The sequence below is a fragment of the Streptomyces sp. NPDC058877 genome, assembly GCF_042742855.1.
Lineage (GTDB): Bacteria > Actinomycetota > Actinomycetes > Streptomycetales > Streptomycetaceae > Streptomyces.
In genome coordinates, this window is the sequence record NZ_JBHYMF010000092.1 from 1 (window position 1) to 20774 (window position 20774).

Sequence of the window (20774 nt, forward strand, 5' to 3'; positions counted from 1 at the left end):
CGCCCGGAGGGAGCCATCCCTCCGGGCGTCCGCACGTCCATGCGTCCACAACGCCGCGCCGGCCGCGTCCCCGGCCCCACGGGACGGTGCGCCTAGCGCAGCAGCACCCCCGCCCCCTCCCCCGTCGTCTCCTCCGGCAGGGCCACGAGGCCCAGTTCGGCCGGGCCGGCGAGCAGCGGGTGCGCGGGCAGGACGCGGACCGTGCAGCCGAAGGAGCCGGTCCGGTCGAGCTCCAGGGTGCCCGCGTACGGCAGCCGTCCGTCCAGGTCGGGGCCACCGGCCGGTTTGAGGGTGACGCAGCGGGGGGCGGCGAGGACGTCGTCGGCTCCGACGCGGCCGGCGACGGCCTGGACCTCGACGTCCTCGGGTCCGAGCGCACCGAGGGCCACCCGGACCCGGACGACGGGGGTGGCACCCAGTTCGGCGTCGGCGAGATCGTCCCCGAGGCCGTCGCCGACGACCTCGACGTGGTCCACGGCCACCTTGGGCCAGGCCTCCCGGACCCGGGCCTTCCAGACGGCGAGGTCCCGCGCCCGGTCCGGGGTGAGGGCCCGCCGGGCCCGGGCGGCCGGTACGTAGAGCGTCTCGACGTAGTCGCGGACCATCCGGTCGGCGAGCACCTTCGGGCCGAGGTCGGTGAGGGTGCGCCGGACCATGGCGGTCCAACCGGACGGCACCCCGTCAGCGTCCCGGTCGTAGAAGCGGGGCGCGACCCGGCGTTCGATCAACTCGTAGAGCGCGGCGGCCTCCAGGTCGTCGCGGCGGTCCTCGTCGGCGGCGGCGACGCCGTCGACGGTGGGGATCGCCCAGCCGAAGTCGGGCTCGAACCACTCGTCCCACCAGCCGTCCAGGACGGAGAGGTTGAGGCAGCCGTTGAGGGCGGCCTTCATCCCGCTGGTGCCGCAGGCCTCCAGGGGGCGGAGCGGGTTGTTGAGCCAGACGTCGCACCCGGGGTAGAGGCCGCGGGCCATCTCCATGCCGTAGTCGGGCAGGAAGACGATCCGGTGCCGGACCCGTGGGTCGTCGGCGAACCGGACGAGTTCCCTGACGAGCCGCTTCCCCCCGTCGTCGGCGGGGTGGGCCTTGCCGGCCACGACGAGCTGCACGGGCCGCTCGGGGTGGAGCAGCAGCGCCCGCAGCCGGTCCTTGTCCCTGAGCATCAGGGTGAGGCGCTTGTACGAGGGGACGCGGCGGGCGAACCCGATGGTGAGGACGTCCGGGTCGAGGACGGATTCGGTCCAGCCCAGTTCGGCCGCGGCGGCCCCGCGCTGCCGCCAGGAGGCCCGCAGCCGTCGCCGCACGTCGGTCACCAGCCGGGCGCGGAGGGTGCGGCGCAGCTCCCACAGCTCCCGGTCGCCGGCGTCCGGGGCGAGCCGGCCGACCTCGGGGGCCACCCAGGTGGGGGCGTGGACGCCGTTGGTGATGGAGGTGATCGGGACCTCGTCGGCGTCGAAGCCCGGCCAGAGCCCGGCGAACATGGAGCGGCTGACGGCGCCGTGCAGGGTGGAGACCCCGTTGGCGCGCTGGGCGAGGCGCAGTCCCATGGCGGCCATGTTGAAGAGGCCGGGCTCGCCGCCGAGCGGGGTCTCGTCGCCGAGGGCGAGGATCCGGGCGAGGTCGACTCCGGGAAGGGTGCCGTCGTTTCCGAGGTGGCGGGCGACGAGGGCCCGGTCGAAGCGGTCGATGCCGGCGGGGACCGGGGTGTGGGTGGTGAACACGGTGCCGGCCCGGACGGTCTCCAGGGCGGCGTCGAAGTCGAGCCCCTCGTCCTGGAGTTCGCGGATGCGTTCAAGGCCGAGGAAGCCGGCGTGGCCCTCGTTGGTGTGGAAGACCTCGGGCTCGGGGTGGCCGGTGAGCCGGGTGTAGGTACGGAGGGCGCGGACGCCGCCGATGCCGAGGAGCATCTCCTGGAGGAGGCGGTGTTCGCTGCCGCCGCCGTAGAGCCGGTCGGTGACGTTCCGTTCGCCGGGGGCGTTCTCCTCGACGTCGGAGTCGAGCATCAGGAGGGGGACGCGGCCGACCCGGGCGATCCACAGGTGGGCGTGGAGGCTCCGCCCGCCGGGGAGCGCGAGGGAGATCCGGGCGGGGTTGCCGTCGGCCTCGCGGAGCAGGGTGACGGGCAGTTCCCCGGGGTCGAGGACGGGGTAGTGCTCCTGCTGCCAGCCGTCCCGGCCCAGGGACTGGCGGAAGTAGCCGTGCCGGTAGAGCAGCCCGACGCCGATCAGCGGAAGACCCAGGTCGCTCGCGGACTTGAGGTGGTCGCCGGCGAGGATGCCGAGGCCCCCGGAGTACTGGGGCAGGGCGGCGGCGACGCCGAACTCGGGCGAGAAGTAGGCGAGGGCCGCCGGGGCGTCGCCGGGCCGGCCCTGGTACCAGCGGGGGGCGTGCAGATAGTCGTGGAGGTCGGCGGCGGCGGTGCGCAACCGGGCCAGGAAGTCCCGGTCGGCGGCGAGCGCGGTGAGCCGGGGGGTGTCGAGGGCGCCGAGGACGCGGACCGGGTCGGTGCCGGCGAGTCCCTCGGGGGCGAGGGAGTCGAAGAGTTCCCGGGTGGGCTCGTGCCAGGACCAGCGCAGGTTGTGCGCGAGGTCGGCGAGGGGTCGAAGGGTGTCGGGGAGGACGGGACGCACGGTGAATCGACGGATTGCCTTCACGGTGTCCACCTTCGCAGGCGAGTACGGAGCGGAGTGGACGCACCACGCTGTGCGTCCGGCGTGCCGCTCCGACGTTAGGCCACGGCGGCCCGGTGGACCACGGGGCGTCAGGGTGCGGGCACCGGCACCTCGTACGGGGAGCCCTGGTTGACCGTGGTCGGGTCGGAGGAGCCGGCGGCGGCGTACCGGGCGGCGAGGGCGGCGAGTTCCTCGGCGGGGACGACCCGGTGGATGTCGGTGAAGCCGTGCGGGGCACGGGCGTGGGCGAGGTCGATGACGGCTCCGGGGCCGAGTTCGCGGTCGGCGCGTCGCAGTGCGGCCGTGGCGGGACGGCGTTCGCGCTCGTAGGCGGCGAGTCCTTCGGCGGGGTCGGCGTGCCGGGCGAGGGCGTGGGCGAGGGCGCGGGCGTCGAGGATCGACTGGGTCGCCCCGTGGGAGCCGAGGGGGTGCATCGCGTGGGCGGCGTCGCCGATGAGGGTGGTGCGGCCGTGGGTCCAGCGGTCGAGGGGGTCCCGGTCGACCGTCGGGTGCTCGTGGGCGGTGTCGGCGGCGCGCAGGACGGCGGGGACGTTGACGCCGGCGAACTCCCAGCCGTCGTAGTGCGGGAGCAGGGCGTCGACGGGGACGGCACGGTTCCGGTCGCCGCGCAGCCGCTCGTCCCCGGCGACGCCGGGGGTGTCGGCGGGCCGGGCGAGCGCCCAGTTCACCAGGACCTCCCGGTCGGGTCCGGACGGTCGGCTCATCGGGTGGACGACGGCCTTCTGGCGGTCGTCGCCCGCGATGAGCATGAAGGAGCCGACGGCCCGTGCGGGCATCCGGGAGACGCCGCGCCAGACCAGCAGGCCGTCCCGTGCGGGTCCGCCCTCGGTGGGGTTGAGCGCCGCGCGGACCGCGGAGCGGATGCCGTCGGCACCGATCAGGACGTCCGGTTCCAGGGAGGCCCGGCCCCGGACGGGGCCTTCGCGGTGTTCCAGGCGCAGTCGTGGCCGCCCGTCGGCGAGCAGTTCGACGCCGGTGGCCCTGACGCCGGTGATCAGGGCGGAGGTGCCGAGTCGGGCGCGGACGGCGCCGGCCAGGACCTGCTGGAGGTGGCCTCGGTGGACGGAGAGCTGCGGCCATCGGTAGCCGGCGCCGAGGCCACGCGGCTCTCGGGATATCAGGCCGCCCGAGCGGTGGTAGCAACGCAGTTCGCGGGTGCGCAGGGCACCCGCTTCCAAGGCGTCGAGCAGGCCGAGCGCATCGAGTTCGCGCACGGCGTTCGGCATCAGGTCGAGCCCGGCGCCGACCGGTCGGATGGCGGGGGCCGCCTCGATCACGGTGACCCGCTCGAATCCGGCGGCGTGCAGGGCCAGGGCCGCGGTGAGGCCGGCGATGCCGCCGCCGGCGATCATGACGTGCGGGTCGCGACCGGGTTGCTGCCCGTGGGTGAGGTGGGGGGACATCGGGTGTGCTCCTTCGTGCCGTTGGGGCCTGTCCTACGCTGCCGGTGACCCGACGGGGGTACCGGCGGGGTGGTGCGGCGCGGTCGCGCGGCGCACCGGGGGCTCGTTCTCCCCGGCCAGGTCGAGGATCGGGCGGAGCAGTGCGACGGGGGCGCCGCCGTCCTCCTCGTACGGCCGCGGCTCGTCGCGGCGGGCCGTGCGGGCGATGCCGGTGTGTCGGGCCCGGAGGGCCTTCAGGATCCGCAACACCCGGCCGAGCGCCTGCGCCGAGGCGGTGAGGGCGGGCGGGAGCGGGGCGGTGCCCTCCCGGCTGATCGCGGCCGAGAGCTTGCTGACGGCGGAGACGCCGCCCCGGTGCCGGGCGTGGAAGGCGCGCCAGGACGGCGGTGCGTGGGGCAGGGACTCGGCGAGGAAGGCGTCGTGGGCGGCGTCGGAGCGGTCGCACCGCCACAGCGTCAGGTCGACCAGCCAGAGCGGGACCTGGGCGGCGGCCGGGCCCGGGTAGTCGCGGCCGGCGATCTCGACCTCCTCGAAGTACGGGCTCAGGGTCAGCGCGAAGTACTCCGGCGGGACCCGGGTGACCGTCGGGTCGATGGCGTCGGCCACGGTCCTGAGGTGGCCGGCCATGCGGTCGAGGGCGCTCGCGAAGCCGGGGTCGTACGGTTCGAGGCGGGCGGTGCGGGCGCAGTCGTCAAGGGCGGCGACGAGCCCGGGGAACACCGTCCGCACGGCGTCCTGGAAGCGCGCCTCCACCGGGTCCCCGGTGTACGAGCGGCGGCGGGGCCCCGTGGGGTTCCAGGTGGTGTAGTGGTGGACGGTGTCCCGGGGGACCATGTCGGTGCGGCGGCCGAGGATCTCCAGGACGGGCAGGGCCTCGGGGACCGCGATCAGGGGTTGCACGCCGTGCCGTTTCAGGGAGCCGAGCAGGATGCCCAGGTCGCGCACGGCGGCGAGCGCACCGCCGACGCTCCACCGCACGGCCTCGGCGGGGTCGGGCACCAGGGCGCGCAGGGCGACGGTGAGGGCGGCGGCGTCGGCCCGCGCGTTGAGCGTGGGCACCGCGGCGAGCAGGGCGTCGGCACCCAGCGGGTCGGCGGCGCGGACGTCCTCGGTCGTGTAGCGCGGGTCGCCGAGCAAGGGGGCTCCTTCTTCCGTGCCTCGGTGGGGGGGGGTGGTGGGCGGTGCGGCCCGAGGCCGGTGCGGGGCAGGGCACCGGCCCGGCGCACCCGCGCCCGGTGCGGGGCGAAGGCGGTGCACGGGGTCGTCGGTTGGGTCGTGGGGGCCGCGGTGTCGCGGAGGGCCGGGTGGACGGTGACGTCCTCGACGCGTTCTCCGTCGAGCCGGATCCCGCGCCCGTCGAACCGTCCCTCCAGGTGCTCCTGCCCGGACCTCGTCACCGGTGTCCCGCCCTCCTCGGGTGTCACGGCCGTACCGGTTCCGAGCCTGTCCGGGACCTTGCGGCCGGACAATGAGCGTCCGTCCAGGGGTCCTTAAGAACCGTCCAGGGAACCCCGAAGATGTCAGGTCGAGGGGTCGGAGGGGGCAGAGGAGGCGGCCGGGGCGGCGGGGGCGGCCTCGGACGGTGGGTGCGGGCGGTCCGGTGACGGGGTGCCGTGCCCGTCGCCCTGCGCCCTGCCCCGCCGGAGAACACGGGAGGCCCCTCAGACGGCCCGGTACTCGCCGGGGGTGACCCCGAACCACTTGCGGAAGGCGAGGTGGAAGCCGACGGCGCTGCGATAGCCGACGCGGGCGGGTACGGCCGACTGCGGGAGGGAGGTCTCGGTGAGCAGGCGACCGGCCTCCTGCATGCGGCGGGCGGCGAGGTACCGGGCCGGGGACTCTCCGACGAGCTCGCGGAAGGCGGCGGTGAAGGCGGAGCGGGACATGCCGACCTCGCGCGCCAGGGAGTCGATCGTCCAGGGCTCGGCGAAGCGGGTCGCCATCGTGACCACCGCACGGCTGATCCCGGGGTGTCGGAGCAGCGGCAGCGAGGCCGGGGTCCCGGCGAGTTCGCGGAGCAGCGGGCGGAGGGTGAGGACGAGGGTCATCTCGAAGGCGCGCAGGGTGATGAGCCGGTCGCCGGGGCCGACGGGCCGGTCGGGGGCGGCGAGCAGCCGGAGGGTGTCGCGGAGCAGGGGCTCGCGGTCGACCTGGTGGCCGTCGAGGACGAGCGCCCGGGGCAGTGAGGCGTAGAAGCCGGTGGCGGCGCCGGTGGCGTAGTGGAGCCCGGCGCACAGGAGCCGGCTCTCGGGGCCGGTGCCTTCGATGACGATCTCGCCGGAGGTGCCGGGGTGGCGTTCGGGCAGCACGGCCCGGAGCGGGACGCCCCGGCGTTCGGGGCGGTCGGAGAGGCGGTGCGCGGTTCCGGTGGGGAAGACGACCAGGTCTCCGGCGTGGAGTTCGACGGGGGCTTCGCCGTCGGCGGTGATCCAGCAGTGCCCCTGGACGACGTAGCGGAGGACGGCGCAGCCGGGTTCGGCGTCGCACTCGATGACCCAGGGGGCGCGGACGTGCCAGCGGCTGTCGAAGACCCCGGTGAGCCGAAGGGGTTTGAGGAGTTCGCTCAGCAGGTCGTCGTGCTGGTCCTCGTCGGAGGGGTCGAGCGGGTCGCACGGGTGGTGACGGTCGGTTCCCACGGTTTCCATGGACGATCCTTCAACTTCCGCCCCGGTTTGTCGATTGAACGGACGAAGCCGTCGCGGCGAGCCCGGAGGGGCGCCGGCGCAGCAGCGGTGACAGCCTATCGAAGGGCTTCGGACGCACCGGTCCGGTGAGATCGTGATGCGGGTGGCGGTCGCGGGTGTGAGCGGCTTCCGGGGCGGTGCGGTACGAGGAGTGGGATCCGGCCGTGTTCGAGCGGGATCCGGCGGGGCCGCTCGGTGCGGCGGTGGGGGTGGCGGGGATCCACCGCTCCGTGGCGGGCGGGGCCGATCCGCTGCTGGTGGCGGACGACGACAGGGGGGTGACGGAGGCCCTCGCCCTGGCGGCGGCCCCGGTGGAGGAGCGGCCTGTCCGCCGGCCCCGGCAGCCGTGGTCGCCGGGCGCGGAGGGCCGGAACGTCCCACCGGGCCCCCTGGTCCACGGGACGGAGCGGCGGGCTCCGCCGCGCCCCGCGTCCCGCGGAGAGCGCACGGAACCCGCCTGTCGAGGGCGTGGTCGTTTTTCTTGTCCGGGTCGAGCGCTTGCCCGCGGGGCTACGCCCTAGTAGTTAACAAAGCGCCGGATTGCCCACCCGAGAACCGTGGGAAGGCTCCTGCGGTACGACCCGGAAACCGTCTCCCGTGCACCCCTCTCATCCCTTTTGTTCATCCCTGTGGACCCGCCATCCGAGTGAACGCGGACAGGAGCCGTCATGCCCGCAACCCGCCGGCCGTCGACGGAGCTAGAAAGAGCGCACCACCACCCGCACCCCCGTACCCCGTCAGGTGATGCTGTGAATCCGCTCATGGGACGCATTCCCGTACTGGACGTCCGCCCGTTGGTCGACTGCGGCCGGCGCCCCGCGAAGGCGGTGGCCGGAGAGGCCTTCGAGGTGACGGCGACCGTCTTCCGCGAAGGCCACGACGCGGTCGCCGCCAATGTCGTGCTGTGCGATCCCTCGGGGCGCACCGGCCCGTGGACCCCGATGCGCGAACTGGCCCCGGGCACCGACCGCTGGGGGGCCGAGGTCACCCCGGACGTCGAGGGCCCGTGGACGTACGCCGTCGAGGCCTGGAGCGATCCGGTGGCCACCTGGCGTCATACGGCGAAGATCAAGATCCCGGCCGGGATCGACTCCGAGCTGGTCCTCGCCGAAGGTGCCGAGCTGCACGAGCGGGCCGCGAAGGGCGTCCCGAAGAAGGGCGGCGGCCGGGAGGCCGTGCTCGCGGCGGCGGACGCGCTGCGCGACGGGTCCCGCCCGGCGGCCGTGCGGCTCGCGGCGGCCCTCGCCCCGCAGGTGATCGACGCCCTGGACCGGCACCCGCTGCGCGAACTCCTCTCCGCCTCGCCGGCGTTGCCGCTGCAGGTCGAGCGCGAGCGCGCCCTGTTCGGCTCCTGGTACGAGTTCTTCCCCCGCTCGGAGGGGGTGCGGACGGTCAAGGGGCGGACGGTTCCGGGGAACTTCCGGACCGCGGCCGAGCGGCTTCCGGCGATCGCGGCCATGGGCTTCGACGTGGTGTACCTGCCGCCGGTCCACCCGATCGGCGAGACCCACCGCAAGGGCCCCAACAACTCCCTCTCGGCCGGGCCGAACGACGTGGGCGTGCCGTGGGCGATCGGCTCGCCGGAGGGCGGACACGACGCGCTCCACCCGGACCTGGGCACCTTCGAGGACTTCGACGCCTTCGTGGCGCGGGCCCGGGAGCTCCGGTTGGAGATCGCCCTGGACTTCGCCCTCCAGTGCTCGCCGGACCATCCGTGGGTGGAGAAGCATCCGGAGTGGTTCCACCATCGGCCGGACGGCTCGATCGCGTACGCGGAGAACCCGCCGAAGAAGTACCAGGACATCTACCCGATCGCGTTCGACCGGGACATGGACGGGATCGTCGCGGAGACCGTGCGGGTGTTGCGGCACTGGATGGACCACGGGATCAGGATCTTCCGCGTGGACAATCCGCACACGAAGCCGGTGGTGTTCTGGGAGCGGGTGATCGGCGAGGTCAACCGGACGGACCCGGACGTGATCTTCCTGGCGGAGGCGTTCACCCGGCCGGCGATGATGCGGACCCTCGGGGCGGTCGGCTTCCAGCAGTCGTACACGTACTTCACCTGGCGCAACACCAAGGAGGAGCTGACGGAGTACCTCACCGAGCTGTCCGGGGAGACGGCCGCCGTGATGCGGCCGAACTTCTTCGTGAACACCCCCGACATCCTGCACGCCTACCTCCAGGAGGGCGGGCGGCCCGCGTTCGAGGTGCGGGCGGTGCTCGCGGCGACGCTCTCGCCGTCCTGGGGCGTGTACGCCGGGTACGAGCTGTGCGAGAACGTCCCGCTGCGGGACGGGAGCGAGGAGTACCTCGACTCGGAGAAATACCAACTCAAGCCGCGTGACTGGGAGTCGGCGGAGCGCTCGGGAGCGACGATCACTCCACTGATCACCGCCCTGAACCGGATCAGGCGTCGCCACCCGGCTCTGCACAGGCTGCGGAACCTGTCCTTCCATGACACGGACAACCCGCAGGTGATCGCCTACTCCAAGCGTTCGGGTGCGAACACCGTCCTGGTGGTCGTCAACCTCGACCCGCACCACACCCAGGAGGCCACGGTCTCGTTGAACATGCCGGAACTCGGCCTCGACTGGCACGAGACCGTGCCGGTGCGCGACGAGCTCACCGGCGAGACCTATCACTGGGGCAGGGCCAGTTACGTGCGCCTAGAGCCGGGTGTCACGCCCGCGCACGTCCTCGTCCTGCGACCGTCCCCGCAGACCGGAGGGTCACCCACATCATGACTGTCAACGAGCCCGTCCCCGACACCTTCGAGGACACCCCCGCCAAGGACCGCGATCCCGACTGGTTCAAGCGGGCGGTGTTCTACGAGGTCCTCGTCCGCTCCTTCCAGGACAGCAACGGCGACGGCATCGGCGACCTGAAGGGCATCACGTCCAAGCTGGACTACCTCCAGTGGCTGGGCGTGGACTGCCTCTGGCTGCCGCCGTTCTTCAAGTCCCCGCTACGGGACGGCGGCTACGACGTCGCCGACCACACCTCCGTGCTCCCCGAGTTCGGTGACCTGGCCGACTTCGTGGAGTTCGTCGACGCGGCCCACCAACGGGGCATCCGCGTGGTCATCGACTTCGTCATGAACCACACCAGTGACCAGCACCCGTGGTTCCAGGAGTCCCGGCGCGACCCGGAGGGCCCGTACGGCGACTACTACATCTGGGCGGACGACGACAAGCAGTACGCGGACGCCCGGATCATCTTCGTCGACACGGAGTCCTCCAACTGGACCTTCGACCCGGTCCGCAAGCAGTACTTCTGGCACCGGTTCTTCTCGCACCAGCCGGACCTCAACTACGAGAACCCGGCGGTGCAGGAGGAGATCCTCTCCGCGCTGAAGTTCTGGCTGGACCTGGGGATCGACGGCTTCCGGCTCGACGCGGTGCCGTACCTGTACCAGGAGGAGGGCACCAACTGCGAGAACCTCCCGGCCACCCACGCCTTCCTCAAGCGGGTCCGCAAGGAGATCGACGACCACTACCCGGACACGGTGCTGCTCGCCGAGGCCAACCAGTGGCCGGAGGACGTCGTCGACTACTTCGGCGACTTCCGCTCGGGCGGCGACGAGTGCCACATGGCCTTCCACTTCCCGGTGATGCCGCGGATCTTCATGGCCGTGCGGCGCGAGTCCCGCCACCCGGTCTCGGAGATCCTGGCGAAGACCCCGCAGATCCCGTCCGGCTGTCAGTGGGGCATCTTCCTGCGCAACCACGACGAGCTCACCCTCGAAATGGTCACGGACGAAGAGCGCGACTACATGTACGCCGAGTACGCCAAGGACCCGCGGATGCGGGCCAACATCGGCATCCGGCGCCGGCTCGCCCCGCTCCTCGACAACGACCGCAAGCAGATGGAGCTCTTCACCGCGCTGCTCTTCTCGCTGCCCGGCTCGCCGGTGCTCTACTACGGCGACGAGATCGGCATGGGCGACAACATCTGGCTGGGCGACCGGGACGGGGTGCGGACCCCGATGCAGTGGACGCCCGACCGGAACGCGGGCTTCTCCTCCTGCGATCCGGGGCGGCTCTACCTGCCGGCCATCATGGACCCGGTCCACGGCTACCAGGTGACGAACGTCGAGGCGGGCATGGCCTCGCCGTCCTCGCTCCTGCACTGGACGAAGCGGATGATCGAGGTCCGTAAGCAGAACCGGGCCTTCGGAACGGGGACGTACACGGAACTCCCCTCCTCCAACCCGGCGGTGCTGGCCTTCCTCCGGGAGGACGGCGACGACCTGGTCCTCTGCGTGAACAACTTCTCCCGGTTCGCGCAGCCCACCGAGCTCGACCTGCGCCGCTTCAACGGCAGCCGTCCGGTGGAGCTGATCGGCGGGGTGCGGTTCCCGGCCATCGGGCAACTGCCCTACCTCCTGACCCTTGCGGGTCACGGCTTCTACTGGTTCCGTCTCCACACGACCTGAGCGAGAAGCAGTTCTTCCGCACCGGTGCAATTGCCCGGGGTGTGGCGGTTTCCCCCGCCCCACCCTGGGCACTGTGAACCACACACGATCCGCGCCAGGCACCAGGCCCATCCGGGCCCACTTGGCGGACCCGTACGGATCTTCCCCCTCCGACACGTCCCGCACATCCGGACAGCCATAGCCGCAATCCGGGACAATTTGCGCATTTGAATGCATATGAAAACCACGTGCGCGCCCCGGGGAAAGGACGCGATGCCATGCAGGAAACCGCATCCACCACCCGGGCCCCGGACGCCCTCCTCCCGTCCCTCGCCCCCCTGCTCCACGAATGGCTGCCGCGGCAGCGCTGGTTCGCGGGCAAAGGCCGCCGGGTCACCGGATTCACCCTGGACGCGGCCACCGAGCTGCTGCCCCTCGACGGTACGGGCCCCGGCCTCCTCCACCTCCTCGTACGGGTCGAGCAACCCGGCCGCCCGACCGGCACTCCCGCCGATTGCTACCAACTGCTCCTCGGCGTGCGGGCCCAGCTCCCGCCCCGCCTCGCCCCCGCCCTGATCGGGCGGATCCGACGGGGCCCGCTCGCCGGACGCGCCGTCTACGAAGGGCTGCGCGACCCGCGGCTCGCCGGCCTGCTCTACGAACGGCTGCGCACCCCGGGCCGGACCGGCCCCCTGTGCTTCCACGCCACGACGGCGCTGCCCGCCGCCCTGGCCCCCCGGATGCTCGACGCGGAGCAGTCCAACTCGTCCCTGGTCTACGGGGACGCGTTCATCCTGAAGATCTTCCGGCGGGTCAGTCCGGGCGCCAACCCGGACCTGGAACTCCCCCTCGCACTGAGCCGGGCCGGCTGCGCCCGGGTCCCCGCGCCGGTCGCCTGGTTCGAATCGGGCGCCGCGACCCTCGGCGTCCTCCAGCCCTACCTGCGGAACTCCCGCGACGGCTGGCGACTCGCGCTCGACGCGCTCGCCGACGGACGGGAGTTCAGCACCGAAGCCCGGGCCCTCGGCCGTGCCACGGCCGAGGTCCACCTGGCCCTCGCCGAAGCGCTCCCCACCCGGATCCTCCAACGGGCCGAGACCGAGCGGCTGGCCGCCGCCATGGACCGCAGGTTGCACGCGGCGGCACAGGCCGTCCCCGCGCTGCTGCCGTACGTACCGGGGCTGCGGGCCATCTTCGCGGCGGCCGGCGGGGCCCCGGGCGCCGGAATCGTCCAACGCATCCACGGGGACCTGCACCTCGGGCAGACGCTGCGGGGCTCCGACGGCGGCTGGGCCGTCATCGACTTCGAGGGAGAACCGGCGAAGCCGCTGGACGAGCGGCGCAGCCCGCAGCCCACGGTCCGCGACGTCGCCGGGATGCTCCGCTCCTTCGACTACGCGGCCCGCACCCACCGGCCCTGGAACGCGGACTGGGCGGCGCGCTGCCGGGCCGCGTACTGCACCGGCTACGCGGAGGCGGCGGGCGCGGACCCGCGCGCGGACCCCGCACTGCTCCGCGCCTACGAGACGGACAAGGCCGTCTACGAAGTCCTCTACGAGGCCCGCCACCGCCCGGACTGGCTCCCGGTCCCCATGTCGGCGATCGAACGCCTGGCGACGCCCCGGTGACCGCCCCGCCCGCACCCGCGGGACCGACCCGTTCGGAGCAGTCCGCGCGCCGTCCCGCGGGGCCGCCGGCTGCGGCGGGGCGGACGGAGCCCGTTCGGCCGAGTTTCCTGCCCCCGCACCACGCCGTTGCCTAGCCGTACCCGTGTCCCCCCGTACCCCTCGCCCCAGGAGGCACCCCCTGTGACCGCCCGATCCGCAGGCAAGACGACCGGCAAAGCGCCCCGCGTGGCGCCCCCGCTCGACCCCGGCGACCGGGCCCGGCTGCTCGCCGGGGAGCACCACGATCCGCACGGCCTCCTCGGCGCACATCCGGTCCGGGGCGGGATCGTCTTCAGGGTGCTGCGCCCGTGGGCGCGGTCCGTGGCCGCGCTGCTGCCGAAGGGCCGCCGGATCGAGCTGTACGACGACGGGGACGGCTTCTTCTCCGCGCTCGTCCCGCTGCTCCGCAAGGTGCCCGCGTACGAGCTCCGGGTGCGGTACGAGGACGGCGGCGAGGAGTTGGCCCTCCACGACCCGTACCGCTTCCTGCCGTCGCTCGGCGAACTCGACCTGCACCTGATCGGCGAGGGGCGGCACGAGGAGCTGTGGACGGCGCTCGGATCGCGGGTGATGGTCCACGGGGGCGTCAGCGGCACCCGCTTCGCGGTGTGGGCGCCGAACGCACGCGGCGTCCGGGTCACGGGCGACTTCACCCACTGGGACGGCACGGCGCTGCCGATGCGCTCGCTGGGCTCGACGGGCGTGTGGGAACTGTTCGTGCCGGGGATCGACGAAGGGGCGGTCTACAAGTACGACATCACCCGCCCGGACGGCTCGCACACGGTCCGCGCGGACCCCATGGCCCGGCGGACCGAGTGCCCGCCGAACACCGCGTCGATCGTCACGGAGTCGCACTACTCCTGGGACGACGCGGAGTGGATGGAGCGGCGCGGCGCCCGTCCTCCGCACGAGGCGCCGATCTCCGTGTACGAGGTGCACCTGCCGTCCTGGCGACCGGGGCTGACCTATCGACAGCTGGCGGAGCAGCTCCCCGCGTACGTGAAGGACCTGGGCTTCACGCACGTGGAGCTGATGCCCGTCACCGAGCACCCCTTCGGCGGGTCCTGGGGCTACCAGGTCACCGGGTTCTACGCGCCGACGGCGCGCATGGGCACCCCGGACGACTTCAAGTTCCTGGTGGACGCGCTGCACCGGGCGGGGATCGGGGTCCTGATGGACTGGGTCCCGGCACACTTCCCGAAGGACGACTGGGCCCTGGCGGAGTTCGACGGGCGCCCGCTGTACGAGCACGAGGACCCGAGGCGCTCGCACCATCCCGACTGGGGGACGCTGGAGTTCGACTACGGACGCAAGGAGGTGCGGAACTTCCTGGTCGCGAACGCCGTCTACTGGTGCCAGGAGTTCCATGTGGACGGGCTCCGGGTGGACGCGGTGGCGTCGATGCTCTACCTCGACTACTCGCGGGAGCACGGGGAGTGGCTGCCGAACGAGCACGGGGGTCGGGAGAACCTGGACGCGGTGGCGTTCCTCCAGGAGATGAACGCGACGGTGTACCGGCGCTGCCCCGGCATCGTGACCTTCGCCGAGGAGTCCACCGCCTGGGACGGGGTGACCCGGGCGACGGACCAGGTGGGGCCGGGCGGTTTCGGCGGTCTGGGCTTCGGCATGAAGTGGAACATGGGTTGGATGCACGACTCGCTCGGCTACGTCGCGAAGGAGCCGGTGCACCGCAAGTACCACCACCACGAGATGACCTTCTCGATGGTGTACGCCTACAGCGAGAACTACATCCTGCCGATCTCGCACGACGAAGTGGTGCACGGCAAGCGGGCGCTGGTCTCGAAGATGCCGGGCGACTGGTGGCAGCAGCGGGCGAACCACCGGGCGTACCTGGGCTTCATGTGGGCCCACCCCGGAAAGCAACTCCTCTTCATGGGGCAGGAGTTCGCCCAGGGGGCGGAGTGGTCGGCGGACCACGGACCGGACTGGTGGCTGCTGGACCCGGCGTACGGGGCGGAAGCGGACCACCGCGGGGTGCGGGACCTCGTCCGCGACCTGAACACGGTGTACGCGGCGACGCCGTCGCTCTGGGAGCGGGACACGGTCCCGGAGGGCTTCCAGTGGGTGGTGGGGGACGCGGCGGAGGACAACGTCTTCGCCTTCCTGCGCTTCGACGGCTTCGGGGCGCCGCTGCTCGCGGTGTCGAACTTCTCGCCGGTGGTGCGGCACGACTACCGGCTCGGCGTGCCGGACGCCTTCGCGGCCTGGGCGGAGGTGCTGAACACCGACGCGGCGCGGTACGGCGGCGGGAACGTGGTGGGCACCGACCCGGTGAAGACCGAGTCGGTGCCGTGGCACGGCCGTTCGGCGAGCGTGCGGATGACGCTGCCGCCGTTGGCGACGGTCTGGCTCAGCCCGGCGTGACGGCCGCGGGCCGGATGACACCCATCCGCTGGGTGGCCCGGGTCAGCGCCACGTACAGGTCGTTGACCCCGTGCGCGGCGCCGGCCCGGATCCCGTCCGGGTCGACGACGAGGACGGTGTCGAACTCCAGGCCCTTGACCTGCCGGGGGTCGAGGAGGACGACGGGTCGGGTGAGGTCGGGGCGCGGGCCGTGCGAGACGTCGGGGAGCGCGGCGATCAGACCCGGGTGCAACCCGGGCGGGGCGATCACGGCGGTCCTGCCCTCCTCGCGGAGCGCGTCGGCGACCGCGTCGGCGACCTCCTTCACCGGGTCGTCCGCGGTGCGTTCCCAGGGCTGCACCCCGGTGGAACGCACCGAACGGGGCGGCTCGAAGTCGGGGTCGGCGGTCCTGCGCACCTCGGCGGCGAGGGCCATGATCTCGGCGGGCGTGCGGTAGTTGACGCCGAGCCGGACGAGTTCCCAGCGGTCCTCGACGTACGGTCCGAGGATGTCCTGCCAGGCACCGACGCCGGCCGGGTCACCGGTCTGGGCGGGATCGCCGACGAGGGTCATGGAGCGACTGGGGCTGCGGCGCATCAACAGTCGCCAGGCCATGGCGGAGAGCTCCTGGGCCTCGTCGACGATGATGTGGCCGAAGGCCCAGGTGCGGTCGGCGGCGGCCCGCTCGGCGGCGGTGCGGTGGTCGGCCTCCTCGTGGCGTTCGGCGAAGCGTTCGGCGTCGATGATGTCGTGGGCGGAGAGGACCTCGGAGGCGTCCTTGTCGAGCTCTTCCTTGTCCTCGAACTCGTAGGTGCGGGAGGCGAAGGAGACGTCGAGGACGCCCTGTGCGTACTGGATCTGCTTCTGGCGCTCGGCCTCTTCGGCGGCGCGGGCGGCCGAGTCGTCCTCACCGAGGAGCTCGGCGGCCTCGTCGAGCAGGGGGACGTCGGCGGGGGTCCAGGGACCGTCGGTCCGCCTGATCGCGGCGGCGTCCGGCCCGTCGTCCAGGTGCGTGGGATCGGCGAGGTAGTCGGCGAGGAACCCCTGCGGGCTGAGGGCCGGCCACAGGGTGTCGATCGCCGTGTGCACCTCGGGGTTGGCGGCGATGCCCTTGGCGAGCAGGGCCCGGTCGTCGGGGCCGAGGAAGTTGGGGCCGCCGTAGGGGTCGGCGCCGATCCGGTCGGCGAGCTGTTCGGCGAGCGCGTCGAGGATCCGGAAGACGAAGTAGGGGCGGGCGAGGTTGTGCGGGAGGAAGGTCTCGCGGGCCTTGTGGCGGGCCTCCAACGCCATGTCCCAGTCGATGACCAGGTCGCCGTCCTCGTGCGGGACGACCAGCGGTTCGCCGCGTTCGGGAACCCGCTGGCGGTCCCGTACGGCCTTCGCCAGGGCTTCGGCCATCCCCACCGCACCCTTGACGGCGGCGGCGCGCGGGGTGTCGGTGCCGGTGGCGCGGACACCGGGGAACAGCTCGGCGGGGGTGGCGAGGAGGACGCCGGTCTCGCCGAGGGAGGGCAGGACGTTGCCGATGTAGCCGAGGAAGGCGGGGTTGGGGCCGACGATGAGGACGGCCCGCTTGGCGAGCTGCTCGCGGTGGGCGTAGAGGAGGTACGCGGCCCGGTGCAGGGCGACGGCGGTCTTGCCGGTGCCGGGGCCGCCCTCGACGACGAGGACACCCCGGTGCGGGGAGCGGATGATGGCGTCCTGCTCGGCCTGGATGGTCTGCACGATGTCGTGCATGCGGCCGGTGCGGGCGGCGTCGAGCGCGGCGAGCAGCACCTCGTCGGCGTCCCGGCTCTCGTGGCCGGTGCGGGTGGCGTCGGCGAGGTCGAGGACCTCGTCGTGGAGGGAGACGACCTCACGGCCGTGGGTGGTGAGGTGCCGCCGTCGGGAGAGGCCCATCGGTTCGTGTCCGGTGGCCAGGTAGAAGGGACGGGCGACCTCGGCGCGCCAGTCGACGACGAGCGGGGTCCGCTGCGGGTCGTCCTTGCGGATGCCGAGCCGGCCGATGTGGTGGTCGCGGCCGTCCTTGAAGACGAGCCGACCGAAGCAGAGCCCGCTCTCCCCCGCGTTGAGGGCGGAGAGCAGTCCGGACTGCTCGGCGACCGTCACGTCCCGTTCGAGGCGCCCTTGGCTGCTGCCGACCCCGGGGGCGCGGAGGGCCCGCTCGACAGCGGCTTCGGCCTGGTTCCTCAGGTCGTCGAGTCGTGCATAGAGATCGGTGATGAATTGCTGCTCATTCCGAAATTCCTCGGTTGACAATTCGACTCCCGGCGCGATACAGTGCGTTTATTGAGCTTCTCCACGCCTTTTCTGTGTCCGGGCGCGGAATCCACGAATATACGCGAAGCAATACCCCGACTGTCAATTCTAGTCGGGGTATTTCTGTATGCCGCGCCGTCGCCGGCGGCCCCTGGGCGAGTGAGCCCGAAGTGCCGGTCAACGGCCCTGGGCGACGAGTGATCGGGGGACGGATGTTCCGCGGGGCCCTCGCTTCATGCACCCGAAAAACTTCGGACCTGCTCCTCCAGGTGGTGCGCCCTCCCCATGTGCCGCCGCGAGCCGAAGCACGATAACCGCCACCTCCGAGGCAGCTGACCAGCAGTTTGAGGCGGCGAGGCGCGGTGGTCGTCACCAGGTCGACGCGCTGCCTGCCACCAGCGACGCGGAGGCGTGACTGTTGTCACAAGCTGCGGCGCCTTGTCCGCGGCCCGAGGTGCGTTCTTCGAAGGACGAGTCGCCGGCCTGCTCGACGGCGGCCGAGGCCCAGAGCATCCGCGCGGCGGCGCAGGCCGTCCCGTGGATCGGCGGGCTACGCCTTCTCATAGATGTGCAGTTCATCGGGTCCTCAAGAAGGAACGCCCCCCACCACCACGCCCTCGGCTCGGGTCCCACGATCCGATCCCGCCCTTCGACGGCCCTCATCGAGGCTGGGTTTGCCGGGATGCGGAAGCCACCGCCCCACCCGGATTGCCATCCGACCGTTTTGTGTTCCCGATTCCGGTTGATGGAAGCTGGGACGGAGGGGGTGGACGTGACGACACGGGCGAGGGCCAGGGCGCACAGCCCGGGAAGACTGCCGAGCCAGGGTGGTGCCGGCCGGCGGTCGCCGGGCCGGACGCGGTTCATGGGCGCGCTGCTGATCCTGCTGTCCCTGATAGCGGCTGCAGCCTGCTACTCGGCGTTCGCCTGGTGGCTGCCCTACGACAGCAAGCGCTACCAGGACTACCGCGCGGCCGAGTCGTGCTCCTCCCGCGCAATGGGGCAGGGCCGGACGGACTGTCTGAGCACCTGGCGTCTCACCGTAGAGGAGACCGTCCGCAAGACCGCCGGGAAGGACTCCTCCTACAAGGCGACCCTGACGGATCAGGATTCCTGGCGGGGAACCGTGTTCTTCGGTGACCCAGGGCCGCTCCTGAAGCGGCTCGAACCCGGCGACCAGGTCACAGCCACCGTCTGGCGGCGCGACATCGTGGTGCTCAGCAAGGACGGCGTGCGGCAAAACACCTCCCAGGCGCCCCGTGACGAGCTCCAGATGAACGCTGCCGTCGGCCTGCTCGCCGCGCTCGTCGCGCTTCAGGTCTTCGTGTTCGGTGCGGTGCGTCTTGTCAGGCCCTGTGACTACGAGCCCTTCACCTGGAATCCGTACGGCAAGCGGTTGCTCATCACCATCACCACGGTCTGTTTCGGGGTGGGCTTGCCAGCGGTGTGGATCGGCATCCCGTGGTGGAGCGTGCCCACCGTGGCCGTACCCGTGGTGGTGTACACGGCGGGTCTGACACACCACCGTCTGCGCCGCAGCGCCGCAGGCGGAGTGTGACCCGCCGGGCTTCCTGCGCCGAGGCCCTCCGGTCCACCCACCGGGCCGCGACCTCGATCTCCGCCGCCCCGGCGCAGTACGCGTCGCCCGGAAAGCACTGCCGCAGCAGGCCGTCCGTGTTCTCGTCCGAGGTGCGTTGCCAGGGGCTTGCCGGGTCGCGAAAGGGGTGCGCTTCCTTTCGAGGGACGTAGTCGCCCGACCTGCTCGACGACGGCCGAGGCCCAGAACGTCCGCGCGGCGGCGCAGGCCGTCCCGTGGATCGGCGAGCTGCGCCTTCCCCTAGATGCGCAGTCCATCGGGCCCTGAGAAGAAACGCACCCCGCGACCCGAGCCGCGTGGGGGTTGACCAGCACCTGGAACTCACTCGTCTAGTCCCACAGGTCCGCCAGCTCTTCCAGGAGGCGGCGCTTCGGACGGGCGCCGACGAGGGACTTCACGGGCTCGCCCGCCCGGAAGGCCAGCAGGGTCGGGGTGGCGAGCACCCCGTACCTCAGGCTGGTCTCCGGGTTCCGGTCCACGTCGATCTGCACGATCCGCAGCCGCCCCGCCTCCTCCTCGGCGATCGCGCCGAGCACCGGCTTCAACTGCCGGCACGGCCCGCACCACGGTGCCGTGAACATCACCAGGACCGGCAGCCCGGCACCGAGCACCTCCCCCTCGAAGTCCGCGTCCGTGACCTCCGCCACGCCCTCCGCATGCGTCGTCATCCCCGTCATCCCTCCGTGTCCGTCTCCGTCACCGCTCCGAGTTCGCACCGGGGCTCCGGACCCCGCGGAAGCTCCGCCTCGGCCCGCAGCAGCTGCGCACCCACCTGGGTGCGCACCTCCTGGAGCTGGGCGATGAGCGCGTCCAGCTCCGCCACCTTCCGCCGGTAGACGGCGATGGACGCGGGGCAGGAATCCCCCGCCGGGTGCCCCGCACGCAGGCAGTCGACGAACGGCCGCGTCTCCTCCAGCGCGAACCCGAAGTCCTGCAGGGTCCTGATCTGCTGGAGGAGCCGCAGGTCGTCCTCGTCGTACGTGCGGTACCCCAGGTCCGTGCGCCGGGCGGTCAGGAGACCACGGGACTCGTAGTACCGCAGGGTCCTGGTGGTGGTTCCGGCCCGCTCGGCCAGCTCTCCGATGCGCATGGCCACGACCGTAGGCCTTGACCCCGACGTCAGGGCAAGGGATCAGTGCGGGGCCTGCGGCAGGAGCGGCTTGCGGACCACCGGGGAGGACAGCACGATCGAGGTGGTGGTCCGACCGAGCGCCGACGTCTGCTCCAGGACCTCTTCGAGGTGGATGGTGTCGGTGACGGCGACCCTGAGGATCCAACAGTCCTCGCCGACCACGTGGTGGACCTCCAGCACCTCGGGGCGCGCGACCAGTTCCAGGGTGCGGGGGTGCTTCAGGGTGTAGCCGCCGTGCGGGTTCACCCGGATGAACGCCTGGATGCCGTAGCCGAGCCGGGCCGGGGAGACGTGGGCCCCGTAACCGGTGACGACCCCGCTCGCCTCCAGCCGGCGGACCCGTTCGGTGACGGCCGCGGGGCTGAGCCGGACCCGGCGGCCGAGCTCACTGAGCTTGATCCGACCGTCGGTCTGCAGGAGGTCCAGGAGCTGCCGGTCAATGGGGTCGAAGGCCGCTGCCGAGGTTTCGTCGGCGGTACCGCGCGCATTCCGAGGTTCTTTCGGCCCGGCGACCTGGACTCCCATGTTTCCCCCTTCGTCGAACGGTCGCACAACGTAAC

14 protein-coding genes are annotated in these 20774 nt (G+C 72.4%); 5 read left to right on the plus strand and 9 right to left on the minus strand.

Translation table 11 applies throughout. The features are described from left to right. Positions 1-92: 92 nt before the first annotated feature. The 4 genes from glgP to ACFW2Y_RS21385 all read right to left on the minus strand — a co-directional run bounded on the left by glgP (position 93) and on the right by ACFW2Y_RS21385 (position 6738). Positions 93-2651 carry an alpha-glucan family phosphorylase gene (gene glgP / locus ACFW2Y_RS21370; RefSeq protein WP_384881397.1) on the minus strand — a complete coding sequence of 853 codons (2559 nt, stop codon included), beginning with the start codon at positions 2649-2651 and terminating at the stop codon, positions 93-95. 107 nt (positions 2652-2758) lie between these two features. Continuing rightward, positions 2759-4093, minus strand: coding sequence for an FAD-dependent monooxygenase (locus ACFW2Y_RS21375; protein ID WP_384881400.1), 1335 nt, complete (start codon positions 4091-4093; stop codon positions 2759-2761). Positions 4094-4126: 33 nt separating this feature from the next. After that, positions 4127-5230 (minus strand): monodechloroaminopyrrolnitrin synthase PrnB family protein, encoded by a 1104-nt coding sequence (locus ACFW2Y_RS21380; RefSeq protein ID WP_384881402.1) that lies wholly within the window; start codon positions 5228-5230, stop codon positions 4127-4129. A gap of 524 nt (positions 5231-5754) precedes the next feature. After that, positions 5755-6738, minus strand: a complete 984-nt coding sequence (locus ACFW2Y_RS21385; RefSeq protein ID WP_384881404.1) for an AraC family transcriptional regulator — start codon at positions 6736-6738, stop codon at positions 5755-5757. A gap of 800 nt (positions 6739-7538) precedes the next feature. Between ACFW2Y_RS21385 and ACFW2Y_RS21390 the strand changes: the two genes are divergently transcribed. The 4 genes from ACFW2Y_RS21390 (at position 7539) to glgB (ending at position 15246) form a co-directional block, all read left to right on the plus strand. Next, positions 7539-9524, plus strand: coding sequence for an alpha-1,4-glucan--maltose-1-phosphate maltosyltransferase (locus ACFW2Y_RS21390; RefSeq protein WP_384881407.1), 1986 nt, complete (start codon positions 7539-7541; stop codon positions 9522-9524). Continuing rightward, complete coding sequence (treS, locus tag ACFW2Y_RS21395; RefSeq protein WP_384881410.1) at positions 9521-11215, plus strand: maltose alpha-D-glucosyltransferase; 1695 nt, start codon at positions 9521-9523, stop codon at positions 11213-11215. Before ACFW2Y_RS21390 ends, treS begins: the two co-directional genes overlap by 4 nt. 257 nt (positions 11216-11472) lie before the next feature. After that, positions 11473-12822 (plus strand): maltokinase, encoded by a 1350-nt coding sequence (locus ACFW2Y_RS21400; RefSeq protein ID WP_384881413.1) that lies wholly within the window; start codon positions 11473-11475, stop codon positions 12820-12822. A gap of 180 nt (positions 12823-13002) precedes the next feature. Then, complete coding sequence (glgB, locus tag ACFW2Y_RS21405; RefSeq protein ID WP_384881414.1) at positions 13003-15246, plus strand: 1,4-alpha-glucan branching enzyme; 2244 nt, start codon at positions 13003-13005, stop codon at positions 15244-15246. On the opposite strand, the gene ACFW2Y_RS21410 is transcribed toward glgB, so the two are convergent. Further along, positions 15233-17485 carry a HelD family protein gene (locus ACFW2Y_RS21410; RefSeq protein ID WP_384881417.1) on the minus strand — a complete coding sequence of 751 codons (2253 nt, stop codon included), beginning with the start codon at positions 17483-17485 and terminating at the stop codon, positions 15233-15235. The genes glgB and ACFW2Y_RS21410 overlap by 14 nt on opposite strands. Positions 17486-17854: 369 nt before the next feature. Further along, on the minus strand, positions 17855-18049 hold the full coding sequence (locus ACFW2Y_RS21415) for a hypothetical protein (RefSeq protein WP_384881419.1): 195 nt from the start codon (positions 18047-18049) through the stop codon (positions 17855-17857). Positions 18050-18350: 301 nt separating this feature from the next. On the opposite strand from ACFW2Y_RS21415, the gene ACFW2Y_RS21420 reads away from it, so the two are divergent. After that, positions 18351-19043, plus strand: coding sequence for a hypothetical protein (locus ACFW2Y_RS21420; protein WP_384881422.1), 693 nt, complete (start codon positions 18351-18353; stop codon positions 19041-19043). Positions 19044-19411: 368 nt separating this feature from the next. Here the strand turns inward: ACFW2Y_RS21420 and ACFW2Y_RS21425 are convergent, their stop codons facing one another. Genes ACFW2Y_RS21425 through ACFW2Y_RS21435 form a run of 3 tightly spaced genes read right to left on the minus strand, consistent with a single transcriptional unit; the run spans position 19412 to position 20739 of the window. Continuing rightward, positions 19412-19750, minus strand: a complete 339-nt coding sequence (locus ACFW2Y_RS21425; protein ID WP_384881425.1) for a thioredoxin family protein — start codon at positions 19748-19750, stop codon at positions 19412-19414. Positions 19751-19755: 5 nt separating this feature from the next. Next, positions 19756-20172: a MerR family transcriptional regulator gene (locus ACFW2Y_RS21430; RefSeq protein WP_384881428.1), complete on the minus strand. Its 417-nt coding sequence runs from the start codon at positions 20170-20172 to the stop codon at positions 19756-19758. Positions 20173-20214: 42 nt separating this feature from the next. Then, positions 20215-20739: an Lrp/AsnC family transcriptional regulator gene (locus ACFW2Y_RS21435; protein ID WP_384881431.1), complete on the minus strand. Its 525-nt coding sequence runs from the start codon at positions 20737-20739 to the stop codon at positions 20215-20217. Between the last annotated feature and the right edge of the window lie 35 nt (positions 20740-20774).